This is a genomic window from Mesorhizobium sp. SARCC-RB16n (assembly GCF_008520305.1).
In the GTDB taxonomy this organism is placed as follows: domain Bacteria; phylum Pseudomonadota; class Alphaproteobacteria; order Rhizobiales; family Rhizobiaceae; genus Mesorhizobium.
In genome coordinates this window covers 15,484-35,852 of sequence record NZ_ML703265.1, presented here as the reverse complement: position 1 = coordinate 35,852, position 20,369 = coordinate 15,484, and the positions used below count along the sequence as shown (strand labels likewise).

The window sequence follows — 20,369 nt, the reverse complement described above, 5'->3', positions numbered from 1 at the left end:
CAAATTTTATGCATCCCGGAAAGGTAGCCTTCAGGGCTTGCTGGCACAGAGACAGTCCTGTGGGAGCTCGCGATGAACAGCATCATTCTGAAATCCGCCGCCATCGCTTTCGCCTCCGTCGCCACCTCTCTCTTGCTGACGCTGATCATCGTTCCGGCGATGGGGTTTCCGGTCAACCGGACGATCTGGTTGACCTCGACGCTCTGTCCGCTGGTGCTTGCATGGGTGGGCTGCGCCAGCACTTTCTGGCAGAGCGACAGGCTGAAGAACGCGCACCGCGAACTTGCCCGTGCACACGCCCAACTCGCCGCCGCGCACCGCCGCCTGGCGGAAAAGGCGAGCCGCGACGACATGACCGGCATGCTCAACCGGGAAAGCTTCTTCTCCGCGCTGGACGGCTCCCGGCGCAAGTCCGACCGCGGCGCGCTGCTGATCATCGACGCCGACCACTTCAAGACGATCAATGACAATTTCGGTCACCTGACCGGTGACGAGGCGCTGCTGTTGATCGCCAGCGCCATCGAGCGCGGCGTGCGCAGTGGCGACGTGCTCGGCCGCATCGGCGGCGAGGAGTTCGGCGCGTTTCTGACCGGGGCCACGGAACAGGAGGCCAAGCGCGTTGCCGAACGGATCCGCCGCGAGGTCGAGCTGATCCGCTTCCGGCCGGTCGATGAACGGACCATTCCGTTGACCGTCAGCATCGGCGGCACCGTCTGCGGCGAGGACGTCAACGTATCGGAGTTGATGCGCGCCGCGGACCGGCGTCTCTACCAGGCCAAACATGCGGGCCGCAACCTGACGATCCTGGGCACGGATATCTCGGCCGCCGCGTGACTGATCACGAATGACAGCCGGCGTCGCAACGAGGCAGGCGGCCTCAATGGTGGGCGCCAGGTGAGGAACGCACCTTCGCTCGGGTTTCGCGCGATCGTGCCTCGAACAGACAGACGCCAACTGTTTGCCGACGAAGCATGGCGTAAAAGCCAGCCCGGCGACGCCGGTGCCAATGATGGCGACCGGCAATGCCTCGCTGGCGGCGACAGCCATCATTACAGGCCGTAGACCGCGATGCGCACCAACACGGCGGCGGCGGCCAGCGACACCAGCAGGATGCCGAGGCCAATCGGAGACCCCCAGCCATACCATTCCATCGCCAGCTTGGCGTATTTGAATTCTTCCTCGTGCGAGAGAGGCGTACGCTGTTGAATCAAGCTCATTTTTCATATCCCTGTGGGGAGGCGGCTCTTGCCTTGTCGGGACGCCAGCCGCATATTGCTATAATAGTCTAAATGTTAGACATATTGATAATTAGATGATCGAAACAAATTCGTCAAGCGAAGATCGCAACGAACTGGCCGCCGAGATTGGCCTTGCCATTATGCAGTGGCAGGACGCGACGCAGGCCTATGACGAGGCGGTAGGGGCGAGACTCGGCCTCAACATGGCCGAGCGCCATTGTATCGGACTGCTCCATGGCGGCCCGCAATCGGCCGGCGCGATCGCGACCGCGACCGGGCTGACGCCGGCCGCGGTGACCGCGCTGATCGATCGGCTGGAGGCGCGGGGCCTCTTGACGCGCACGCGCAGCCTCGAGGACAGGCGCAAGGTGGTTATCGAGGCAACGGAGACAACACGGGAGCTGTCGGCGCGCTATTACGGCGCCATCGCGCGGGAAGGCGAGAAGGTCATCGCCACGTTCAGCGACGCCGAGCTTGCCACCATTCGGCGCTTCGTCACCGCGGCGCTCGATCTGCAACGCGACCAGCTTGTGCGGCTGAAGGCCGAGGCACCGCAGCCGCGCTGATACATGTCGCCTAAAACACCTACCGTTCCGATCGGCCGAAGCGCCGTTCGAGATAGGCCTGGCCGAATTCCAGTGCGATCGACAGGATCCAGTAGATCATCGAGGCGGTGATCAGCATCTCGATATGGCGGAACTCCGTTTGGCCCATCGTGCGGGCGAGATACATGATCTCCCAGACGCCGACGACCGATACCAGCGAGGAATCCTTCAACATGGCGATGAATTGGTTGCCTGTCGGCGGGATGATGACCCGCATGGCCTGCGGCAGGATGACCAGCGCCATGGTCTGGCCGGGGCTCAGGCCGAGCGCCGTGGCGCCTTCGCTTTGACCGCGCGGAATGCTTTCGATGCCGGCGCGGAAAATCTCGGTCATGTAGGCGCCGTAACACAGCGACAGCGCCACGATACCTGCCGGCACCGCGCCGATCACGTAGCCGACCTGCGGCAGGCCGAGATAGATGATGTAGATCTGCATCAGCAATGGCAGGCCGCGAAACAGCGACGTGTAGAAGGTCGCCAGCCCGTAAACGATGCCGTTGCCGGTCAGCTTGGCGATGGCACCGACAAGCGCGATGGTCGTCGCGATCAGGATCGAGATCGCCGAGATGTAAAGCGTCGTGGTGACGCCCTGGGTGATCAGGAAGCCGACCTTCCTGGCGATGAAGGCAAAGGAGAGGTCGAAGGAATAGAAGAACAGCATCAGCAGCGCGAACAGCTCGATCCAGACGCCGGCGATCTGCTGGCGTCGGGGCAGAAACAGCAGCAGCTTGCAATTCACCAGCACCAGGAGCGCGATCAACGCGGCGGAGAGGGCGCGCGACAAGGCTGGGTTGGCCTGCAACCAGTCCGATGCAAGCGGCATCAACGAGCCGATCCAGCTCGACTTGATGCCCATGGCATAGAGGGCCGCGGCCAGCAGCGCCGGGAAAAGCGCGCCGGCGGCGCGGCGGGCGAGCCCTGGATGGGAGAGCATCAGCCTGCCGATCATGCCGCCACCTTGTCCTTGGCGGTGGCTCGGCGTTCCCGCCACCAGTCCTGCGCCTGCAGTTTCCAGTAGGTGAGCTGCGCGGCGGCCAGGCCGGCGCCCCCGCCAGCCCAACTCAGTCCGAACGGCGCGAACTGCCGGTACCGGTCCGAAACGCCCAGAATGCCCTCGGCGATAATTTTTCCGGCAATCGCCGTGGTGTTGAGGCCATGGCCGCCGAAAGCGGTGCAGTACCAGACGCCTGGCTGCAGCTGCCCGATCTGGGGCATCAGATGCCGGGCATAGGACATCAGCCCCGACCAGGCCAGTTCGGTCTTGAGGCCGGCAAGCTGCGGGTAGGTGCCGACCATCTCGCGGCGCAATTCGCGCGCCAGCGCGTCGGCGGAAGCGGCGCGCGTGGTGATGCGTCCGCCCCACAAGAGACGATTGCCGCTCTCGACCAGACGATAATAGTCGCCGGCCCGCCTGTTGTCGCCGACGGCATCCGTCGTGGCCACGGCCTGCGCAATGAGGCGGGGAGCCGCCTCGGAAACCATCACATAGGTCGCGATGGGCAGAAAAGCGCGGTGGAGCTGCCCGAATACCGGGCCGGTGTAGCCGCCGGTCGCGAGCACGACCCGGGGCGCCCGAAGCGTGCCCTGTCTGGTGCGGAGCATCTTTTGCGGTTCCGACAGATCGCACTGCACGACCTCGGAGCTTTCATGGATATCGCCGCCAAGCCGCTCGATCTCGTCGGCCAGGCAACGAAGATAGTTGAGCGGATGGATGTGAAAGGCATTGGGGTCGCGCAGGCCCTGGTGGTAGCGGACGGACTTCAGCACCGCTCGGACGTCTTCTCTCTCGAGATACTGAAGTTCATAGCCATGGTCGCGTGCCATCTGATCGGCATAGGCCTTCAGCGCATCGCCGTCGTCGTAGCGCAAGACGCTGGTAAGCCCGGCACGCGGCTGGGCAGCCGATATTCCGAGCGCCTCGATGGTGTCGCGCACTAATTCGACGCCTTCGATCGACAGCCGGTGCAGGTCGCGCGCCGCCTCGCCGCCGACACGTGCGGCGATATTGTCGCCGCCGGTGGCGAAGCCCGGCGTGACGAAACCGCCATTGCGGCCCGAAGCGCCGAAACCGACGAGCTGGGCTTCCAGCACGGCGACATGCAGTCCGGCGCGCGCCAGCTGCAGCGCCGTCGTCAGTCCGGCCAGTCCGGCGCCGACGACGGCCACCTCACATTGCACCTCGCCTTTGAGCGGAGGCCTCGTCTTCCGGTCGGTCAGAGTGCGTGCGTAATAGGTGTCCGGATAGGCCATCGGCGACTTTGCGGTGAGCGGCATGCATTTGGTGGTGTGACGTCCGCCGGCTGCCGAGGGGCAGCCGGCGGAATGACGTTACTTGGCGCTGTAGTCCTTGCCGTACCACTTCGTGGTCAGCGCGGCGAGCGTGCCGTCCGTCTTCATCTCGGTGATGATGCCGGCGACCTTTGCGGTCCACTCGGGATCCTTCTTCTCGGCGATGACGACGAGCGGCTCGCGGAAAGCGTACTCGCCTTCGAGGATCTTCACGGGATAGCCGTTCTTGATGGCGTTCTGCGCCGTCTGCTCCGGGGCGATCACCGCATTCAGGCGCACGCCGTCGCCAAGCCGCAGGTCATCGAAGGGAAGCATGGAATCCGCGTAGGTGCGGACCTCCCCCGGCTCGAGCTTGTATTCGATGGGAGCCAGCCCGGGCGCGTCGATTTCCAGCTTGCGGCGGATGAAATCCTCCGAGGTGGTGGCCGTCTCGACGCCGATGACCTTGCCGTTAAGATCGGCGACCGACTTCGCGCCGCTGTCCTTGTGCACGACGTAGACATAGGGGCTGTAATAATAGATGCCGACAAAGTCGATCACCTTGGAACGGGCCTTGGTCGGCGTGACCGACCCGACGCCGAGGTCGTAGCGTCCTTGCCAGCGCCCGCCGGTCAGCGTCGCCCAGTCGGGCGTTTCGAACGAGACGTCGACACCGAGCCGCTTGCCGATCTCGCGCGAGACATCGATGTCGAAGCCGGCGAGTTCGTTGCTGTCGTTGAGAAAGCTCTGTGGCGGCCAGGCCGCGTTGGTGGCGATGACCATCGCCTTCTTCGATGTGACGCGGTCCAGGGTTTCCCCGGCCATGGCTGCCGTTGTGATCGCCAATGTCGCGGCGGCAAGAACAGCTAAATCGAGCAGCTTTTTCAAAGTTATCCCTCCCTTGTGGTTGAACTGACAGGATGCGTGACAGACGTCGGACCTCAGCGCCTTCAGCCACAGGTTCAACGTGGATCGGTTTCGGTTTGTGCCCACCACAGCCGAAGCTGATTCCCCCTGATGGACCGGCGTTTGTGACCCCGGACAGTCAGGTCGCAAAAGGAAGGGTTCTACCCGGCGAAATGCGGGATAATGGCGATCGCGCAGTCATTGCGTGCCTTGAGACGGCAAAGTGCCGGATGTGTCCGCGCCGGCCAGTCTTCCGGATTGTCCCGGAGGCGGTTCAGCCGATAAGATCGTGACAGCTGAGATGGTTACAGCGCGGATCGAGCGAGAGGATTAGTTTGTGGAATTGACCGACAAGGATCGTCAGCTGCTCGCGCTGATGCAGAAGAATGCGCGTGAGCCGGTGGCGTCACTGGCACGTCAGCTCGGCGTATCGCGGACAGCGCTGCAGGAGCGCATACAGAAGCTGGAGGCCGGCGGCATTATCGAAGGTTATTCCGTGCGGCTGACCAAGGCGGTGGCCCAGAACGCCGTCCACTGTTTCACGCTCGCCGCCCTGAACAACAAGAGCTACCCGGACGTCTCCAGAAAGATCAAGGCGATGCCTTCGATCCAGGCGGTCTACGCCATAACCGGCGAGTGGGACCTGATCATCCACCTTGCCGCCGAGACGCTCGAGAAGCTGAACAGGGAGGTGAATGCCGTGAATGAAATCGGCGGCGTCATCAAAACCGCTTCCCATGTGGTGATGGAGACGAAGTTCAACCGGACCATCTACGCATTGTAGGAGGTGGCGGGATGTCCCGGCGGCGGAGGAGAACGCTCCGCCAGCCAGGGCCGCCATGCAGTCGGACTAGACCGTCGCCGGGTCGAGCGCCGGCTGCCCCTTGCGGCGCGCGACGATCGCCTCGAAATCCGCGGTCTGGAAGGCATCTCGCAAGGCGTCGAAGGACGGCAGCACGAAATAGGCGCGCTGGAACTTGTCGATCTCGTAGCCGGTGCGCATCACCGTCTCGAGGTCGAAAGGCACGTGGTGGGCGTCCCTGCTCTCGATCGCGAACTGCAACTCGGTGAACGACGACATCAGCCCGGCGCCGAAGGCCTTCAGCGGCTGGCCGGCCTCCTGCATCAGGCCATATTCGGCCGTGTACCAGTAGAGCCGGGTAATCATCTCGTCGCCGCCCAGCGCGATGATGTCGCCGGCCTTCTTGCCATACATCTGCATGAAGTCGGCAAACACCGGCTGCGACAGCACCGGCACATGGCCGAAGAAATCATGGAACATGTCCGGCTCGACGATGTAGTCGAGTTCCTGCCGTGTGCGCAGCCAGTTGGTGACCGGGAAGCGGCGGTTGGCGAGGTGATCGAAGAAGGGTGCGGCCGGAATGAGGCCGGGCACGGCGACGATCTCCCAGCCGGTCAGCTTGCGCAGCTTGGCGCTGACGTCAGCGAAATCGGGAATGGCGTCGAGCAGGCCGAGCTTCTCGACGCCGTCCAGATAGGAGTGGTGAGCGAGCTTGCGTGTCAGCTTGGTCTGGCGATCGCACAGCGTGCGCCAGACCGCCTGCTCCTCGGCGCTGTAGTCATAACCCTGCGCCACGGTGAAATCGGCGCGGCACACCGAATAGTCGCCGCGCAACCCTTGCGCCGCACAGTCGCGGGCATATTCGGCAACGCTCATCGTCGTCATGGTTTCTCTCCTCGCAAATCATCAATGGCTGACGTGCCGCAAGGCTAACCCAACCCGCAGAGGAAAATCGGTTTTGATGATGGCTCGCCCGCCACATTCTAGGTAAGATTCACTCACAATCCACTTAAGAGGAGTGAAAATGCCTCAATTCGACGATTTCGAGATCAGGATGCTCGATGTCCTGCAACGCGACGGGCGCAAGCCCGTCTCCGAGCTGGCGCAGGAGATCGGCCTCTCTACCACGCCCTGCGCGCGGCGCTTCGAAGCGCTGCAGGAAGCCGGCATCATCAAGGGCTTTGCCGCCGTGATCAGCCGTCGCGCCGTCGGCCTGATGGTCGAGGTGTTCATCCAGGTGCGCCTTGTCAGCCACAGCGACGGGTCGCCCGAAAGCTTCATTGCCGCCGTTCAGCGCATGGACGAGGTATCGTCGTGCTGGACGATGACCGGCGACCACGACTTTTTGCTGCATGTCATGGTGCCGTCGGTCGATGAGCTCAACGCCTTCGTCATGCACAGGCTGATGCGGCTCGACGGCGTGCGCGACGTCCACACGCAACTGGTGTTGCAGAACATCAAGGGACCCGGCCACGTGCCGCTCGCGCATCTCAGGCGATGATGCCGGCCTTCCCTTTTTTGCGGAAAAGCTGCAAGCAAACTGCTGAAATGGGCCAATCGGGCGGCACTATCGCCGGCCAGCTTGCGCGGACCAACTCCCTGGAGGTCCGCGATGAACATCGTCCTGATCAATCCGCCGCACACAGCCATCGGCAGCCGCGTGCCCGACGACCACCTGCCGCCGCTTGGTCTTCTGGCGATCGGCGGCCCGCTGACCGACGCCGGCCACGAAGTGCGGCTCGTCGATGCCGAGTTCGGGCCGATGCCGCTCGCCTCGGTCGTCGCGGAAGCCCTGAAGGACTGCCCCGACTTCGTCCTGATCGGCCATTCCGGATCGACCTCGGCGCATCCGACCGCCTTGTTGATCGCCGGGATGATCAAGGCGCGCGAGCCGGCGACGATCATCCTCTACGGCGGCGTGTTCCCGACCTATCACTGGCGTGACATCCTGATGGAAACGGATGTTTTCGACTTTATCGTGCGCGGCGAGGGCGAGGCGACCGTGGTGGCGCTGGTCGAGGCGGTGGAAATGCGCCAGCCGCCGGCAAGCGTGGCCGGCATTGCCTATCGCGATGACCTCGGTCGTCCCTTCGCCACGCAAGCGGCGATGACGATCGCCGACCTCGACGCCTACCGCGTCGGCTGGGAACTGATCGACCACCGCGGATACAGCTACTGGGGCGGCAAGCGCGCCGTGGTCATGCAGTTTTCGCGCGGCTGCCCGCATCTATGCAACTATTGCGGCCAGCGCGGTTTCTGGACCCGCTGGCGCCATCGCGATCCCAAGAAATTCGCGCAGGAGATTGCCTGGCTACACCGCGAGCACGGCGTCGAGCTGATCAACCTCGCCGACGAGAACCCGACGGTTTCGAAGAAGGCCTGGCGCGCCTTCCTGGATGCGATGATCGCCGAGGACGTGCCGGTGCTGATCGTCGGCTCGACGCGCGCCGACGACATCGTGCGCGACGCCGATATCCTGCACCTCTACCGCAAGGCCGGCGTCATCCGCTGGCTGCTCGGGATGGAAAACACCGACGAACAGACGCTTGAATTGATCCGCAAGGGTGGCAGCACCTCGTCCGACCGCGAGGCGATAAGGCTGTTGCGAAAGCACGGCATCCTGTCGATGGCGACCTGGGTGGCCGGCTTCGAGGACGAGGGGTTTCGCGATCTGTGGCGCGGCTTCCGCCAGCTCCTCGCCTATGACCCCGACCAGATCCAGGCGCTTTACGTGACGCCGCATCGCTGGACGCCCTTTTTCAGGATCGCACGAGATCGCAGGGTGATCCAGAAGGACGCCCGCCTGTGGGACTACAAGCACCAGGTGCTGCACATGACAAGGCTGAAGCCATGGATGCTGTTCTTCTCGGTCAAGCTGATCGAGGTCGCGGTGCAGTCACGCCCGAAAGCGCTGGCGCGCATCCTGTTCCACCCCGATCCTGAACAGCGGCACTCGATGCGCTGGTACACCAAAATGGGTCGCCGCGTCTGGTTCCGCGAGGTCTGGGGATTCCTGGTAACGGACCGACGCGTGAAGGATGGTCCGACGCTGGCCGCATTCTGGGGGGCGCCGCAGGACGCCGAGGAGGAATCTATGGTCGCCGCGCGTCCGGCGAAGAGACCTGCAACGGTGCCTGCCGCCGTGCAAAATGCGGCCCCTGAGCAGCGCGCACTTCGCGTCTCGCCGCCGCCGGCCTGACCCGTCGCGTCCTGGCCGCCAGCGGTCAACGCGCTAATTTCCAGGGATCGGACTGTGGTGACTGGCAGGAGGAATCGATGAACCTTGTCACGCATAAGAAGATGAAGGGAGGCCGGCTTATGCCTTGGGGCAAAGGCACTGTCGTGACCGGAGCCAAGGGATATGTCTTTCTTGCCGGCAATACAGGCACAGCCGAGAATTATGACCCGTCGAGCGGCAAGGGTGGTGCCGTTGGCGACGCGGCGATGCAATGGCGCTCCATTCTGACGAACATCAAATCGGATCTGGAAGAACTCGGCAGTTCGCTCGAATATCTCGTCAAGATAACCCAGTATGTCAAAGGGCCGTTTCCAGACGGCGGCGCGCTGAGCTCGCCCAATTTCCGGCTGGACGTCATGGACGAGTTCTTCGCCGAGCACTGCCCGAAGCACTGCAGCTACAACAATCCGCCGCCATCGGAAGTGATCGGGGTTGCCGCACTTGCCCATCCCGATCTCGTCATCGAGATCGTGGCCGTCGCCGCTCTGCCGGACTGAGGATCCGAGGCGCCGAAAATGCAAAATATCAAGGCACGATCAGTGTACCGGCGCCGTGTTCGGTGAAGAGTTCGAGCAGCACCGAATGCGGCGTCTTGCCGTTGAGGATGACGACGCCTTCGACGCCGCGCTCGATCGCCTCGATGCAGGTCTCGACCTTGGGGATCATGCCGCCCGACACCGTGCCGTCCTTGATCAGCGCCTTGGCCTCGGCGACCGTCAGCTCGTCGATCAGCTTCTTGTCCTTGTCGAGCACGCCCGGCACGTCGGTGAGGAACAGAAGGCGCGAGGCCTTGCAGGCGCCGGCGATGGCACCGGCGAAAGTGTCGGCGTTGATGTTGTAGGTGTGGCCGTCGCGGCCGGGCGCGACCGGCGCCAGCACGGGGATCATTTCGGAGCGTGCAAGAAGGTCGAGCAGCGTGCGGTCGACCTCGACCGGTTCGCCGACGAAGCCGAGATCGAGCACGCGCTCGATGTTGGAATCGGGGTCGATCATGGTCTTGCGCGCCTTTTCGGCGAACACCATGTTGCCGTCCTTGCCGCACAGGCCGATCGCCCATTCGCCCTCGGCGTTGATCAGTGCCACGATCTCCTTGTTGATCGACCCGGCCAGCACCATCTCGACGATCTCGACCGTCTTCTGGTCGGTGACGCGCAGACCGCCCTCGAACTTGGATTCGATACCCATCTTGTTCAGCATGGCGCCGATCTGCGGACCGCCGCCATGAACGACGATCGGGTTGACGCCGGATTGCTTCAGCAGCGCGATGTCGCGTGCGAAGGCCTTGCCGAGCTCGATATCGCCCATGGCGTGACCGCCATATTTCACCACGACGGTTCTGTTCTCGTAGCGCTGCATGTAGGGCAGCGCCCGCGACAAGAGGGCGGCCTGCATTTCCGCGGTGGCGGTGACGTCCGTCATCGGCGTGGTTCCCCGGCTTCTGGTTCTATGCATGTCGTTGCCCCACAACCGCTGGGCACTTTTTGGGCGACCTGCATCAGGTAAAGACGGCGGCGTCTTAGCGGGAATTGACGCGAGCCGCAAATGGCATTGCTGTCATATTCGAGCGGTTCACGGTGTCGTCATTGTGACGGCACCATCAGCGTCGCCCGCCGCGTCAGCCAGCCCGAGATTTTCTCCATCTGCGCGGCGAGCGACAAAAGCGTTTCCTCGTCGCCCGGGCGGCCTGCGGCCTGGATGCCGAGTGGCAGGCCGGCGTCCGTGACATGGACGGGGAGCGCGATCGACGGCTGGCCGCTGACATTGTGGATCGCGGGCCAGTGCGTGAACCAAAGGCTCTTGTCCATCAACTGGCCGAACAGTGGCTTGATCTTGAGCAAGGAGGTGAGGTGAAGCTTGTCGAGCAGGTTTTCGATCAGCTCGTCGGCGCCCTTGGGGTCCATGGCGCCGCAGGCGAGCGGTGGGTGTGCGATGATGGGCATCAGCACCGCATCATAGCGCGCCGTCTCGGTGATCAGTTGCCGCGAGGCGGCATGCAGCCGCTGCAGGCCGGCATAGGTTTCGCCGGCCGAGACCATTTCGCCCAACCGGCCGAGCACCCGCGTGGCGCGCTCGATGTCGCCGGTGACGGACCGGCCGACGCGCAGCGCTTCCGCCCGCAACGAGCCGGCGACCGCGGAGGCGACCGTCGTGCAGAAATCGGCGAAGAAATCGCGGCCGATGAAGGGCAGCTCGATGTCCTCGATCGAATGGCCGCCCTCGCGGGCGAGCGCCACGGCGATGTCGAGCGCCTTGAGCGTCTCGGCCGAGATCGGCAGGCCAAGCGGCGATTTGCGGTACACCGCCAGCCTGAGCTTGCCGGGATCGCGCGCTGCGGCGGCGGCGAACGGGCCCTTCGGCGGCAGCGCGGCATAGGGCGCCAGCGTATCGGGACCATGGGTGAGGTCGAGCAGCAGCGCGCAGTCGCGCACCGAGCGGGTGACGGCGTGATCGACGACCATGCCGTACCAGCTTTCGCTCACCAGCGGCGACAGCGGGACACGCCCGCGCGAGGTCTTGAGGCCGACAAGCCCGCTGCAGGCCGAAGGCACGCGGATCGAGCCGCCGCCATCCGAGGCGTGCGCCACCGGCACGACGCCGGCGGCGACCAGCGCTGCCGAACCGCCAGACGAACCACCGGTGGTGTGGCCGGTATTCCAGGGATTGCGGGTGATGCCGAAGGCCTTTGATTCCGTCATCAGCCGCAGCCCATGCTCGGGCGACGTCGAGGTGACGATCGGGATCAACCCGGCGGCGAGATAGCGCTCGGTCATCACCGAATTGAAATCGGGCACCCACGCCGGAATGCGGCTGCCGCCATGCGAGGGCACGCCCTTGATGGCAATGCCGAGATCCTTGATGGCAAAGGGCACCCCGGCCAGCGGCAGCGAACGGTCGATGCTCCTTGCCCGGGTCCGTGCGGCCTCATAGAGCGGCTCTGCCGTGGCATTGATTTCGGGGCGGGTGGCCTCGGCACGGGCGATCGCCGCCTCGGTCAACTCGATCGCCGACAGTTCACCCTTGCGCACCAGACCGGCAAGACCGGTTGCGTCTTCTTCCCACAGGATCCGTTCGACAGACATGCGCGCTCCCCCCGTTGCCGCCAAGCTAGCCAGCCGCGATTCCCTTGGCAATCGGAGCCCTGATCAAGACGGCGGAACTTTAGGTGCACGGAATATTTCCGTCGTTGCAAATACAAGGCAATTGCCTAATTTGGCGCGCATGACGCCGCAGGACATCACCAAGCTGATCGTCCGGACTTCGATGAAGGACCGGGCAGCGTTCGACCTGCTCTACCGGCAGACCAGCGCGAAACTTTTCGGCGTGTGCCTTCGTGTATTGAACGACCGGGGAGATGCGGAAGAAGCGCTGCAGGAAGTCTTCGTCAAGATTTGGACGAAGGCGGATCGTTTTGCTGTCTCCGACCTAAGCCCAATCTCCTGGCTGGTCGCGATCGCGCGCAACCATGCGATCGATCGCGTGAGGGCGAGGCGCAAGCCTGCCGTCGATATCGATGCCGCGCTCCACGTGGCCGATCCGGCGCTGGGACCTGAAGCGATGGCGGTGGCGGGCGACGAATCCGAACGCATCCACCATTGTCTCGATGAATTGGAAAAGGACCGGGCGGCGGCCGTCCGCGGTGCTTATCTCAAGGGCGAGAGCTATGCCGAACTGGCGGAGCGCCACGGCGTGCCGTTGAACACGATGCGTACCTGGCTGCGCCGCAGCCTGATGAAACTCAGGGAATGTCTGGAAAGATGACGCTGGCAGAAGACAACGGACCGGAACGTGGGGGCGACGACCTGTTCGCCGCCGAATACGTTCTCGGCGTGCTTCCGGCGGAAGAGCGGCAGATCGCATCCAGGCGCATCGACGCCGAAACCGATTTCGCGCGGCTTGTCGATGGCTGGGAGGTTCGCCTGTCGCCGCTGGCATCCGCCTATCCGGAAATCGAGCAGCCGGCTTCGGTGAAGCCGGCGATCGACCGCCGGCTGTTTTCATCCGTCGCCGGCGCGCCCGCCGAACCGCGTGCCGGCCTGTGGTCCAGCCTCGCCTTCTGGCGCGGTCTTGCGGTCGCGGCTGTCGCGGCACTGGCACTCTACATCGCCGTGCCCTACCTCAATCCGCCGGCCGGACAGCCGCAGACGCGCCTTGTCGCCTCGCTGGCGGCTGACGGCAGCGACGTCAAATATCTGGCCGTCTACGACGCTGCCCGCCACGATGTCGGTCTCTCTCTCGTCTCCGGCGAACGCGCCGCCGGCAAGGACTTCGAACTGTGGATGATCGAGGGCAAGAATGCCCCGGTCTCGATGGGCGTCATCCCTGCCGGCCAGACCGCGCATGTGGCGGTTGCCCCGGCGGTGCAGCAGAAACTCGCGCAGGGCGCCGTACTGGCGGTCAGCCTCGAGCCTGCCGGAGGCTCGCCGACCGGCCAGCCGACCGGACCCGTCGTCGCCGCGGGTGATTTGAAGGGCATCTGATCGACCCCTCGGACTGTGAAACCAAGATAGAAATTTGGCAGTCTGTCTTTTACCATACATGTCTAACAGGCCTGTAAGCCGGAAAACTGTCGTGCCCGGAAAATTTATTCGAGGATGAAAATAACTTAAAAATCCACGAATATTCTGAAACTAGCGTGCCTGTGTTGCGTATCTCCTCACGTTCCCAAAAATGGGAAGAGAAAACCCGAGGAGTTTTAATATCATGCGTAGATTCGCCACCCTTTTGCTCGCCGGTACGATCGCTGTCTCCGCGCTTGCCACCGCTGCCTATGCCGAAAACCCGATGGTCGGCGGCGCCGCCATGTATGCCAACAAGACCATCGTCGAGAACGCCGTCAATTCGAAGGATCACACGACGCTGGTCGCCGCCGTCAAGGCCGCAGGCCTGGTCGATACGCTGCAGGGCGCCGGCCCGTTCACCGTTTTCGCGCCGACCAACGAAGCCTTCGCCGCACTGCCGACCGGCACGGTCGACACGCTGCTCAAGCCCGAGAACAAGGACAAGCTCACCAAGATCCTGGCCTGCCACGTGATCGCCGCCAAGGCGATGGGAGCGGATGTGACCGCGATGGCCAAGGCCGATGGCGGCACCCACAAGGTCAAGACGGTCGGAGGCTGCGAACTGTCCCTGAAAGCCGATGGCGGCAAGGTCACCGTCACCGACGAGAACGGCAATGTCGCCAATGTGACGATCGCCGATGTCGAACAGTCCAACGGCGTCATCCATGTCATCGACAAGGTTCTGCTCCCGAAGATGTGATCGGGTGGAAGATGTAACGAGGCGCTTGCCGCCGACGAACCTGCTGCAAGAGCCCTCCGTCGATCGCGCCGTCTCGCTGCCGTGATGCGCAATCGACACGCGTGCTCCGCGCCGCCCACGGTCACCCGTGGAGCGGCGCGGAGTGTCGTTTTGGGCAACCGTCACCGGCTTTTGACTTTCGGGCGACGGCATAGTTTGGCAAAACAGACGACAGGAGGAACTGGTCATGAACCGTCGCGACTTTCTTTTGAGCGGTGCCGCCGCCATCGGCCTTATCGGTGCCGCGGCAACGATGCTGCGCATGGGCACCCCGCAGGCCGCGCAAGCCGCCGAGAAATTCGAGGTCACCAAGACCGAAGACGAGTGGAAAGCCATCCTGTCGCCGGCCGCCTTCAACGTGCTGCGCAAGGAAGGCACGGAGTATCCCGGCACCAGCCCGCTGCTCAACGAACACCGCAAGGGGATCTTCGCCTGCGCCGGCTGCGATCTGCCGGTCTATCCCTCGGAGACGAAGTTCGATTCCGGCACCGGCTGGCCGAGCTTCTGGCAGGAGATCGCCAATGGCATCGGCAAGACCGAGGACCGCTCGCTGGGCATGACCCGCACCGAAGTGCATTGCCGCCGTTGCGGCGGCCATCTCGGCCATGTCTTCGACGACGGCCCGGCGCCGACCGGCCTGCGCCACTGCATCAATGGCGTGGCGCTGACCTTCAAGCCGGCGACCGCCTGACGACACCAGGGCAATAAAAAACTCCGGGCTTTGCGGCCCGGAGTTTTTTGCGTGGTCAGAGCTTTTCGGGCGTGGACTGGAGGAGCTTCCCGAAACCGCTGCCCACTTTTCTTTGCTTCAGTGCCCGCCGCCTCCGCCACCACCGGGCGCCGCCGGCTTCTTGATCAGCATGGTGAAGAACCCAAGCGTCCCGAACAGCACGGTAAGCAGATAGAACACATCCATGAAGGACAGCAGCGCCGCCTGCTGGTGGACCATGCCCGACAGCTTGGAGATCGCGGCACTTGTGGCGTCCAGGCCGGTGGTCTGCTCGAAATTGAGCGTCATGTTCTGGAGCTTGGTCTGCGCGGCGGCACTGCCCCACTGCACATGCTCGGAGAGCCGGGCATAGTGGAAGGCATTGCGGTCGATCAGCACCGTGTTGATGAGGGCAAGGCCGACCGCGCCGCCGAGGTTGCGGGTCAGATTGAACAGGCCGGATGCATTCTTCAGCCGGTCCGGCGGCAAGGTGCCCAGCGCGATATTGTTGATCGGCACCATGCACAGCATCATCGAACAGCCGCGCAGGATCTGCGGGATGAGCAACTCGTAAAAGTCCCAGTCGGCGGTCAGATGCGTCATCCACCACGTACCGGTGGCGAAGCCGAACAGGCCGATCATCATCATCAGCCGCAGGTCCATCTTGCTCGACAGGATGCCGGAGATGGGCGCGGTGACGAACATGGCCAGGCCGCTGACGAACAGCGCTTCGCCGATCATCATCGAATCGTAGCCGCGGATGCGTCCGAGGAAGACCGGATAGAGATAGGTCAGGCCATAGAGGCCGATGCCGATGACGAAGGAAAACAGCGAGCCGAAGGCGAAATTGATGTTGCTGAACGCCTTGAGGTCGACGATCGGTTCCTCGGCCGTGAAGACACGCCAGAAGAAGATCACCGCGCCGATGGTCATGATGATGGCGCAGATGAACACGGCTTGGTCCTGCAGCCAGTCATTGTTCGGACCCTCCTCGAGCACATACTCCATGCAGCCGAGGAAAGCGGCCATGCCGGCGAGGCCCCACCAGTCGAACTTCGAGAACAGCTTGAGATTGGGCTTGTCGAAATCGATCAGCGACCAGGCCGCGGTCGCCACCAGAATGCCGGGCACGACATTGACCAGGAACAGCCAGTGCCATGAGAAGGCGTGGCTGATATAGCCGCCGACGGTCGGGCCGATGGTCGGCGCCAGCGTCGCCACCAGGCCGATCATCGGCGAGACGATGGCGCGGCGCGACGGCGGGAAGATAGTGAAGGCCGCGGCAAAGACGCTCGGGATCATGCCGCCGCCGATGAAACCTTGCACGGCGCGATAGACGATCATCTGGTCGATGTTCGTGGCGGTCGCAGCCAGCGCACTGGCCGCGGTGAAGCCAGCGGCCGCGACGGTGAACAGCACGCGCGTCGACAGCATCCGGCTGAGAAAGCCCGACAGCGGGATCATGACCACCTCGGCGATCAGATAGGCCGTCTGCACCCACGGGATCTCGTCGGAGCTGGCGCTGAGGCCGGCCTGGATCTCGGCCAGCGAGGCCGAGACGATCTGGATGTCCAGGATCGCCATGAACATGCCGAACACCATCGCCAGGAAAGCGATGATGCGTCGTGTCGAAATGGTGTCGGGCGCGGCCGGTATCGCCGGCGGCGCTCCTGCGGTGATGGTTGCGGTTGCCATGTCCTGAGCCTCCTTGAGGCAGGCCGGGCGGCTAGGTGCTTCAGTCAGCCACCAAGCCGCCCTCCGAAAAGCGATTAGTTACTGGTCGCGGCAGGCGCGGTGCGGCTGTCGACGGCGACGACGACGCTCAAGCCGGCGCGCAGCTTGCCGGTTTTCAGCGCATCGGCCGGCACGTCGATGCGGACCGGCACGCGCTGCACCACCTTGGTGAAGTTGCCGGTGGCGTTTTCCGGCGGCAGCAGCGAGAACACCGCGCCTGACGCCGGCGCCAGCGAGGAGACGGTTCCCTGGATGGGGTGGCCGTCGATGGCGTCGACCGAGATGTTGACCTTTTCGCCGGGCACGAGCCGCGCAAGCTGCGTCTCCTTGAAATTGGCGACGACGTAGAGCTTGTCCATCGGCACGACCACGGCGAGCTTCTGGCCGGGGCTGACCAGATCGCCCTGCTCAACGGAGCGGTTGCCGACGACGCCGTCATACGGCGCCTTAAGCACGGTGAAGGAGAGGTCGCGTGCGGCCTTGTCGCGGCCGAGTTGCAGCGACGCCAGCGTGCTGGCGGATTCGGCGCGCTGCGCCTCGAGCACGCCGATATTGGCCTGCGCGGCGGCGATCTGCGCGTCGGCGCCGACGAGCGCGGCCTTGGCCTGGTCGAGCGCGGTCTGGGCGTCGTCCAGCTGGGCCTGCGTGCCGACATGAGTCTTGACCAGTTGCGCGGCGCGCTGCTGGGCGCGGCCGGCATTGTCGGCGGCCGCCTGGTCGGCGACCTTCTGCGCCTGTGCCTGCTGCAGGGAGGCCTGCGCGGCCTTGGTCTGCGCGTCGATGCGGTCGAGCGTCTTGGCCAGCGTTGCGATCTGCGCCTCGGCCTGGCCAACGGCGATCTTGTAGTCGCCGGCATCGATCGTCAGCAGCGGATCGCCGGCCTTGACCTGCTGGTTCTCGCTGACCAGGACCTGATCGACATAGCCGGAAATTTTCGGCGAGACGAACGCCATGTCGGCCTGGACATAGGCGTCATCCGTCGAGATCATGAAGCGGCCCGTAGTCCAGTAGTCATAGCCGTACCAGGCGCCGCCGCTCAAAAGGGCAAGGCCGATGATCGGCAACAGGAACGAGCGCACCGAACGCTTCTTCTTGGCCGGAGCATCAGCCTCCGGCGGCGGTGCGACGACCGGCTGGACATGCACGTCGGGGGCTTCCGTCGCCGGGGCAACCTTGGCGTTGGGGAAAGGACGGACTTCGGCGGTGGCGGGAGTGTTCGAGGACATGACATCTCTCTAATGTTATAATACTGAACCGTTCGGTTCGATCTGGGCGTTGACATAGCGTGTAAAGAGGACCATATCAAGGGGCAATCGAACCGGTTGGTTCGAATTATTTTCGAGGTGTGACTTTTATGGTTGAGCCCGTGCGCAACACCGAAACCGACCCGTGCGAAGACCTACTGGATGGTCTGCGCCGCGGCCGCCCGGCGGCCGGACAGGATCCGGTCAAGCGCAGCCAGATCATCGACGGCGCCCGCCGTGTCTTCATCGAAAAGGGCTTCGAGGCCGCTTCGATGAACGACATCACGCGCGAGGCCGGTGTCTCCAAGGGGACCATCTATGTCTACTTCGCCAATAAGGAAGAGCTGTTCGAAGCGCTGATCGAGGAAGAGCGCGGCACCATCTTCAAGAACATGTATGACATGCTCGACCGCGCCGACGACCTGCGCCAGACGCTGGTCAAGTTCGGCAAGGTGCTGTCCATGAAGATCACCTCGGCCAGGGTAATCCAGGCGCAGCGCACGGTGATCGGCGCTTCCGACAGGATACCGGACATGGGCGCCCGCTTCTACGAACGCGGGCCCAAACGCGGCCATGACAAGGTCGCGACGTTCCTCAACGCCGGCATCGAGCGCGGCCTGCTCAAGATCGACGATGTCGACCTCGCCGCGTACCAGTTCACCGAACTGTGCCTGGCCGGTCTTTTTCGGCAGTGCATCTTTGCCTACCGTACCAAGGCCCCGACCCAGGACGAGATCGACCACATTGTCAGGTCGGGCGTCGACATGTTCCTGAAAGCCTACGGCACCGAGAGGCTCGTCGAGGAGGAAAGCCACCAGATGATCGCCCTGGAGGCAAAGCCCTAAAGCAATTCCAGGAAAAGTGCGTAGCGGTTTTCCGTGCGAATTGCGTGAAAACAGAGAGTTAGAAGGCTGCCTGTCCCGATGGACGAACCTATCCCGGGTTTTTAGCCGCCCCAGGCTTTAGCCGCCATTGGCGGCAAGCACGATCGCGGCCTGCAATTCCTCGAGGCCTTCGCCCTTTTCCGATGATGTCGCCAGCACGAACGGAAACGCCGCAGGCCGCTTCTTGATCTTGACCAAGGTCTCCTCGATCAGCCGCGGCACGGCGGCGGCCTTGATCTTGTCGGTCTTGGTCAGCACGATCTGGTAGGACACCGCCGCCTTGTCGAGCAGCGACAGCACCTCGTCGTCCTTGGCCTTGATGCCGTGGCGGGCATCGATCAGCACATAGACCCGCTTCAGCGTGACACGGCCCTTGAGATAGTCGAAGACCAGCTTGGTCCACTCGTCGACCTTCTCCTTGGGCGCGGTGGCGTAGCCGTAGCCCGGCATGTCGACCAGCGCCATTGGCGGCAGGTCGGCGCCTTCGCCCGAAAACCCGTCCGGCACGAAATAGTTGAGCTCCTGCGTGCGCCCCGGCGTGTTGGAGGTACGCGCCAGCCCCTTCTGGTTGACCAGGGCGTTGATCAGCGACGACTTGCCGACATTGGAGCGGCCGGCAAAGGCAATCTCCGGCGGCCCTTCCGGCGGCAGGAACTTCATGGCCGGCACGCCGCGGATGAAAATCCATCCGCGCGTGAACAGGTCGGTGCCGATTGCGGTGCTGCTGGGAACGTTCAAACTGCTGCCTCCAGAAGAGAGATATCGGCGCCCCTGATGGCATCGAGATTGCGACCGATCTTGTCCACCGGCCAGTCCCACCATGCCACCGCCAGCAGCCGCCGGATCGTCCTGTCGTCGAAACGCATCTTGACCATTTTGGCCGCGTTGCCGGCAACGATCGCATAGGGCGGCACGTCGTGCGTCACCACCGATTTGGCGGCGATGATGGCGCCATCGCCTATTTCCACGCCGGGCAGGATCACCGCCTCCATGCCGATCCAGACATCGTTGCCAACCACGGTATCGCCGCGCACTTCCTTCGACCAGGTCGCCGCATCAAAGCCCTTTTCCCAACCATGACCGAAGATGTTGAACGGATAGGTCGAGAAGCCGGACATGGCGTGGTTGGCGCCGTTCATGATAAAACGCGCGCCTTCGGCGATGGCGCAGAACTTGCCGATGATGAGCTTGTCGCCGATGAAGGGATAGTGATGCAGCACGCATTTTTCGGCGAATTTGTCCGGCCCGTCCGGGTCGTCATAATAGGTGAAGTCGCCGATCTCGATGTTCGGCACTGTCACCAGAGGCTTTAGGAAGCTGACGCGCGCGTGCATCGGGATCGGGTGCTTGATGCCGGGGTTGGGTCCGTCCATGTCGAAGTCCGTCCGGGAAGTGAAAGCCACGCAGATCCGGAATCCGCGTGCCTGGTCAAAATAACGTGAT

At 63.6% G+C, this 20,369-nt stretch carries 22 protein-coding genes; 11 read left to right on the top strand and 11 right to left on the bottom strand.

Annotated elements, in window-relative coordinates; all coding sequences use genetic code 11:
- Positions 1–72 precede the first annotated feature (72 nt).
- A complete protein-coding gene (locus C7I87_RS13180; protein WP_149904632.1) occupies positions 73–834 on the top strand; it encodes a GGDEF domain-containing protein in 762 nt (253 codons plus the stop codon).
- A 215-nt stretch (positions 835–1,049) separates the two neighbouring features.
- Here the strand turns inward: C7I87_RS13180 and C7I87_RS35220 are convergent, their stop codons facing one another.
- On the bottom strand, positions 1,050–1,217 hold the full coding sequence (locus tag C7I87_RS35220) for a hypothetical protein (RefSeq protein ID WP_188393833.1): 168 nt from the start codon (positions 1,215–1,217) through the stop codon (positions 1,050–1,052).
- Positions 1,218–1,312: 95 nt separating this feature from the next.
- On the opposite strand from C7I87_RS35220, the gene C7I87_RS13175 reads away from it, so the two are divergent.
- Complete coding sequence (locus C7I87_RS13175) at positions 1,313–1,804, top strand: MarR family winged helix-turn-helix transcriptional regulator (protein WP_149904631.1); 492 nt, start codon at positions 1,313–1,315, stop codon at positions 1,802–1,804.
- A gap of 19 nt (positions 1,805–1,823) precedes the next feature.
- On the opposite strand, the gene C7I87_RS13170 is transcribed toward C7I87_RS13175, so the two are convergent.
- From C7I87_RS13170 to C7I87_RS13160, 3 genes are all read right to left on the bottom strand, one after another.
- A complete protein-coding gene (locus tag C7I87_RS13170) occupies positions 1,824–2,792 on the bottom strand; it encodes an amino acid ABC transporter permease (RefSeq protein ID WP_149904630.1) in 969 nt (322 codons plus the stop codon).
- The gene (locus C7I87_RS13165) at positions 2,789–4,093 is read right to left on the bottom strand and encodes an NAD(P)/FAD-dependent oxidoreductase (protein WP_149904662.1); all 1,305 of its coding nucleotides are present in this window, start codon (positions 4,091–4,093) and stop codon (positions 2,789–2,791) included. The genes C7I87_RS13170 and C7I87_RS13165 overlap by 4 nt, the downstream gene beginning before the upstream one ends.
- Before the next feature lie 78 nt (positions 4,094–4,171).
- Positions 4,172–4,936, bottom strand: coding sequence for a transporter substrate-binding domain-containing protein (locus C7I87_RS13160; protein ID WP_246696267.1), 765 nt, complete (start codon positions 4,934–4,936; stop codon positions 4,172–4,174).
- Positions 4,937–5,354: 418 nt separating this feature from the next.
- Between C7I87_RS13160 and C7I87_RS13155 the strand changes: the two genes are divergently transcribed.
- Positions 5,355–5,801: an Lrp/AsnC family transcriptional regulator gene (locus C7I87_RS13155; protein WP_210250632.1), complete on the top strand. Its 447-nt coding sequence runs from the start codon at positions 5,355–5,357 to the stop codon at positions 5,799–5,801.
- Positions 5,802–5,867: 66 nt separating this feature from the next.
- On the opposite strand, the gene phhA is transcribed toward C7I87_RS13155, so the two are convergent.
- Complete coding sequence (gene phhA, locus C7I87_RS13150; protein WP_149904628.1) at positions 5,868–6,704, bottom strand: phenylalanine 4-monooxygenase; 837 nt, start codon at positions 6,702–6,704, stop codon at positions 5,868–5,870.
- Positions 6,705–6,843: 139 nt separating this feature from the next.
- On the opposite strand from phhA, the gene C7I87_RS13145 reads away from it, so the two are divergent.
- The 3 genes from C7I87_RS13145 (at position 6,844) to C7I87_RS13135 (ending at position 9,554) form a co-directional block, all read left to right on the top strand.
- The gene (locus C7I87_RS13145) at positions 6,844–7,320 is read left to right on the top strand and encodes an Lrp/AsnC family transcriptional regulator (RefSeq protein WP_149904627.1); all 477 of its coding nucleotides are present in this window, start codon (positions 6,844–6,846) and stop codon (positions 7,318–7,320) included.
- A gap of 111 nt (positions 7,321–7,431) precedes the next feature.
- Complete coding sequence (gene bchE / locus C7I87_RS13140) at positions 7,432–9,018, top strand: magnesium-protoporphyrin IX monomethyl ester anaerobic oxidative cyclase (protein ID WP_149904626.1); 1,587 nt, start codon at positions 7,432–7,434, stop codon at positions 9,016–9,018.
- A 77-nt stretch (positions 9,019–9,095) separates the two neighbouring features.
- Positions 9,096–9,554: a RidA family protein gene (locus C7I87_RS13135; RefSeq protein WP_149904625.1), complete on the top strand. Its 459-nt coding sequence runs from the start codon at positions 9,096–9,098 to the stop codon at positions 9,552–9,554.
- A 28-nt stretch (positions 9,555–9,582) separates the two neighbouring features.
- Here C7I87_RS13135 and argB read toward each other — a convergent pair whose 3' ends face one another.
- Positions 9,583–10,476 (bottom strand): acetylglutamate kinase, encoded by an 894-nt coding sequence (gene argB, locus C7I87_RS13130; RefSeq protein WP_149904624.1) that lies wholly within the window; start codon positions 10,474–10,476, stop codon positions 9,583–9,585.
- A gap of 161 nt (positions 10,477–10,637) precedes the next feature.
- Positions 10,638–12,137: an amidase gene (locus tag C7I87_RS13125; protein ID WP_149904623.1), complete on the bottom strand. Its 1,500-nt coding sequence runs from the start codon at positions 12,135–12,137 to the stop codon at positions 10,638–10,640.
- A 139-nt stretch (positions 12,138–12,276) separates the two neighbouring features.
- Between C7I87_RS13125 and C7I87_RS13120 the strand changes: the two genes are divergently transcribed.
- From C7I87_RS13120 to msrB, 4 genes are all read left to right on the top strand, one after another.
- Positions 12,277–12,816, top strand: coding sequence for a sigma-70 family RNA polymerase sigma factor (locus C7I87_RS13120; RefSeq protein WP_149904622.1), 540 nt, complete (start codon positions 12,277–12,279; stop codon positions 12,814–12,816).
- Positions 12,813–13,535, top strand: a complete 723-nt coding sequence (locus C7I87_RS13115) for an anti-sigma factor (RefSeq protein WP_149904660.1) — start codon at positions 12,813–12,815, stop codon at positions 13,533–13,535. Before C7I87_RS13120 ends, C7I87_RS13115 begins: the two co-directional genes overlap by 4 nt.
- Positions 13,536–13,758: 223 nt before the next feature.
- On the top strand, positions 13,759–14,316 hold the full coding sequence (locus C7I87_RS13110) for a fasciclin domain-containing protein (protein WP_149904621.1): 558 nt from the start codon (positions 13,759–13,761) through the stop codon (positions 14,314–14,316).
- Positions 14,317–14,542: 226 nt separating this feature from the next.
- Positions 14,543–15,046: a peptide-methionine (R)-S-oxide reductase MsrB gene (msrB, locus tag C7I87_RS13105; protein ID WP_149904620.1), complete on the top strand. Its 504-nt coding sequence runs from the start codon at positions 14,543–14,545 to the stop codon at positions 15,044–15,046.
- A gap of 117 nt (positions 15,047–15,163) precedes the next feature.
- On the opposite strand, the gene C7I87_RS13100 is transcribed toward msrB, so the two are convergent.
- Positions 15,164–16,759: a DHA2 family efflux MFS transporter permease subunit gene (locus C7I87_RS13100; protein WP_149904619.1), complete on the bottom strand. Its 1,596-nt coding sequence runs from the start codon at positions 16,757–16,759 to the stop codon at positions 15,164–15,166.
- Between the two features lie 74 nt (positions 16,760–16,833).
- The gene (locus tag C7I87_RS13095) at positions 16,834–18,024 is read right to left on the bottom strand and encodes an HlyD family secretion protein (RefSeq protein ID WP_149904618.1); all 1,191 of its coding nucleotides are present in this window, start codon (positions 18,022–18,024) and stop codon (positions 16,834–16,836) included.
- Positions 18,025–18,152: 128 nt separating this feature from the next.
- On the opposite strand from C7I87_RS13095, the gene C7I87_RS13090 reads away from it, so the two are divergent.
- Positions 18,153–18,887, top strand: coding sequence for a TetR/AcrR family transcriptional regulator (locus tag C7I87_RS13090; RefSeq protein WP_149904617.1), 735 nt, complete (start codon positions 18,153–18,155; stop codon positions 18,885–18,887).
- A 117-nt stretch (positions 18,888–19,004) separates the two neighbouring features.
- Here the strand turns inward: C7I87_RS13090 and yihA are convergent, their stop codons facing one another.
- Entirely contained in the window at positions 19,005–19,664 is a 660-nt protein-coding gene (gene yihA, locus C7I87_RS13085) for a ribosome biogenesis GTP-binding protein YihA/YsxC (protein ID WP_149904616.1), read from the bottom strand.
- The gene (locus C7I87_RS13080; protein WP_188393832.1) at positions 19,661–20,299 is read right to left on the bottom strand and encodes a CatB-related O-acetyltransferase; all 639 of its coding nucleotides are present in this window, start codon (positions 20,297–20,299) and stop codon (positions 19,661–19,663) included. The genes yihA and C7I87_RS13080 overlap by 4 nt, the downstream gene beginning before the upstream one ends.
- Positions 20,300–20,369: the final 70 nt, after the last annotated feature.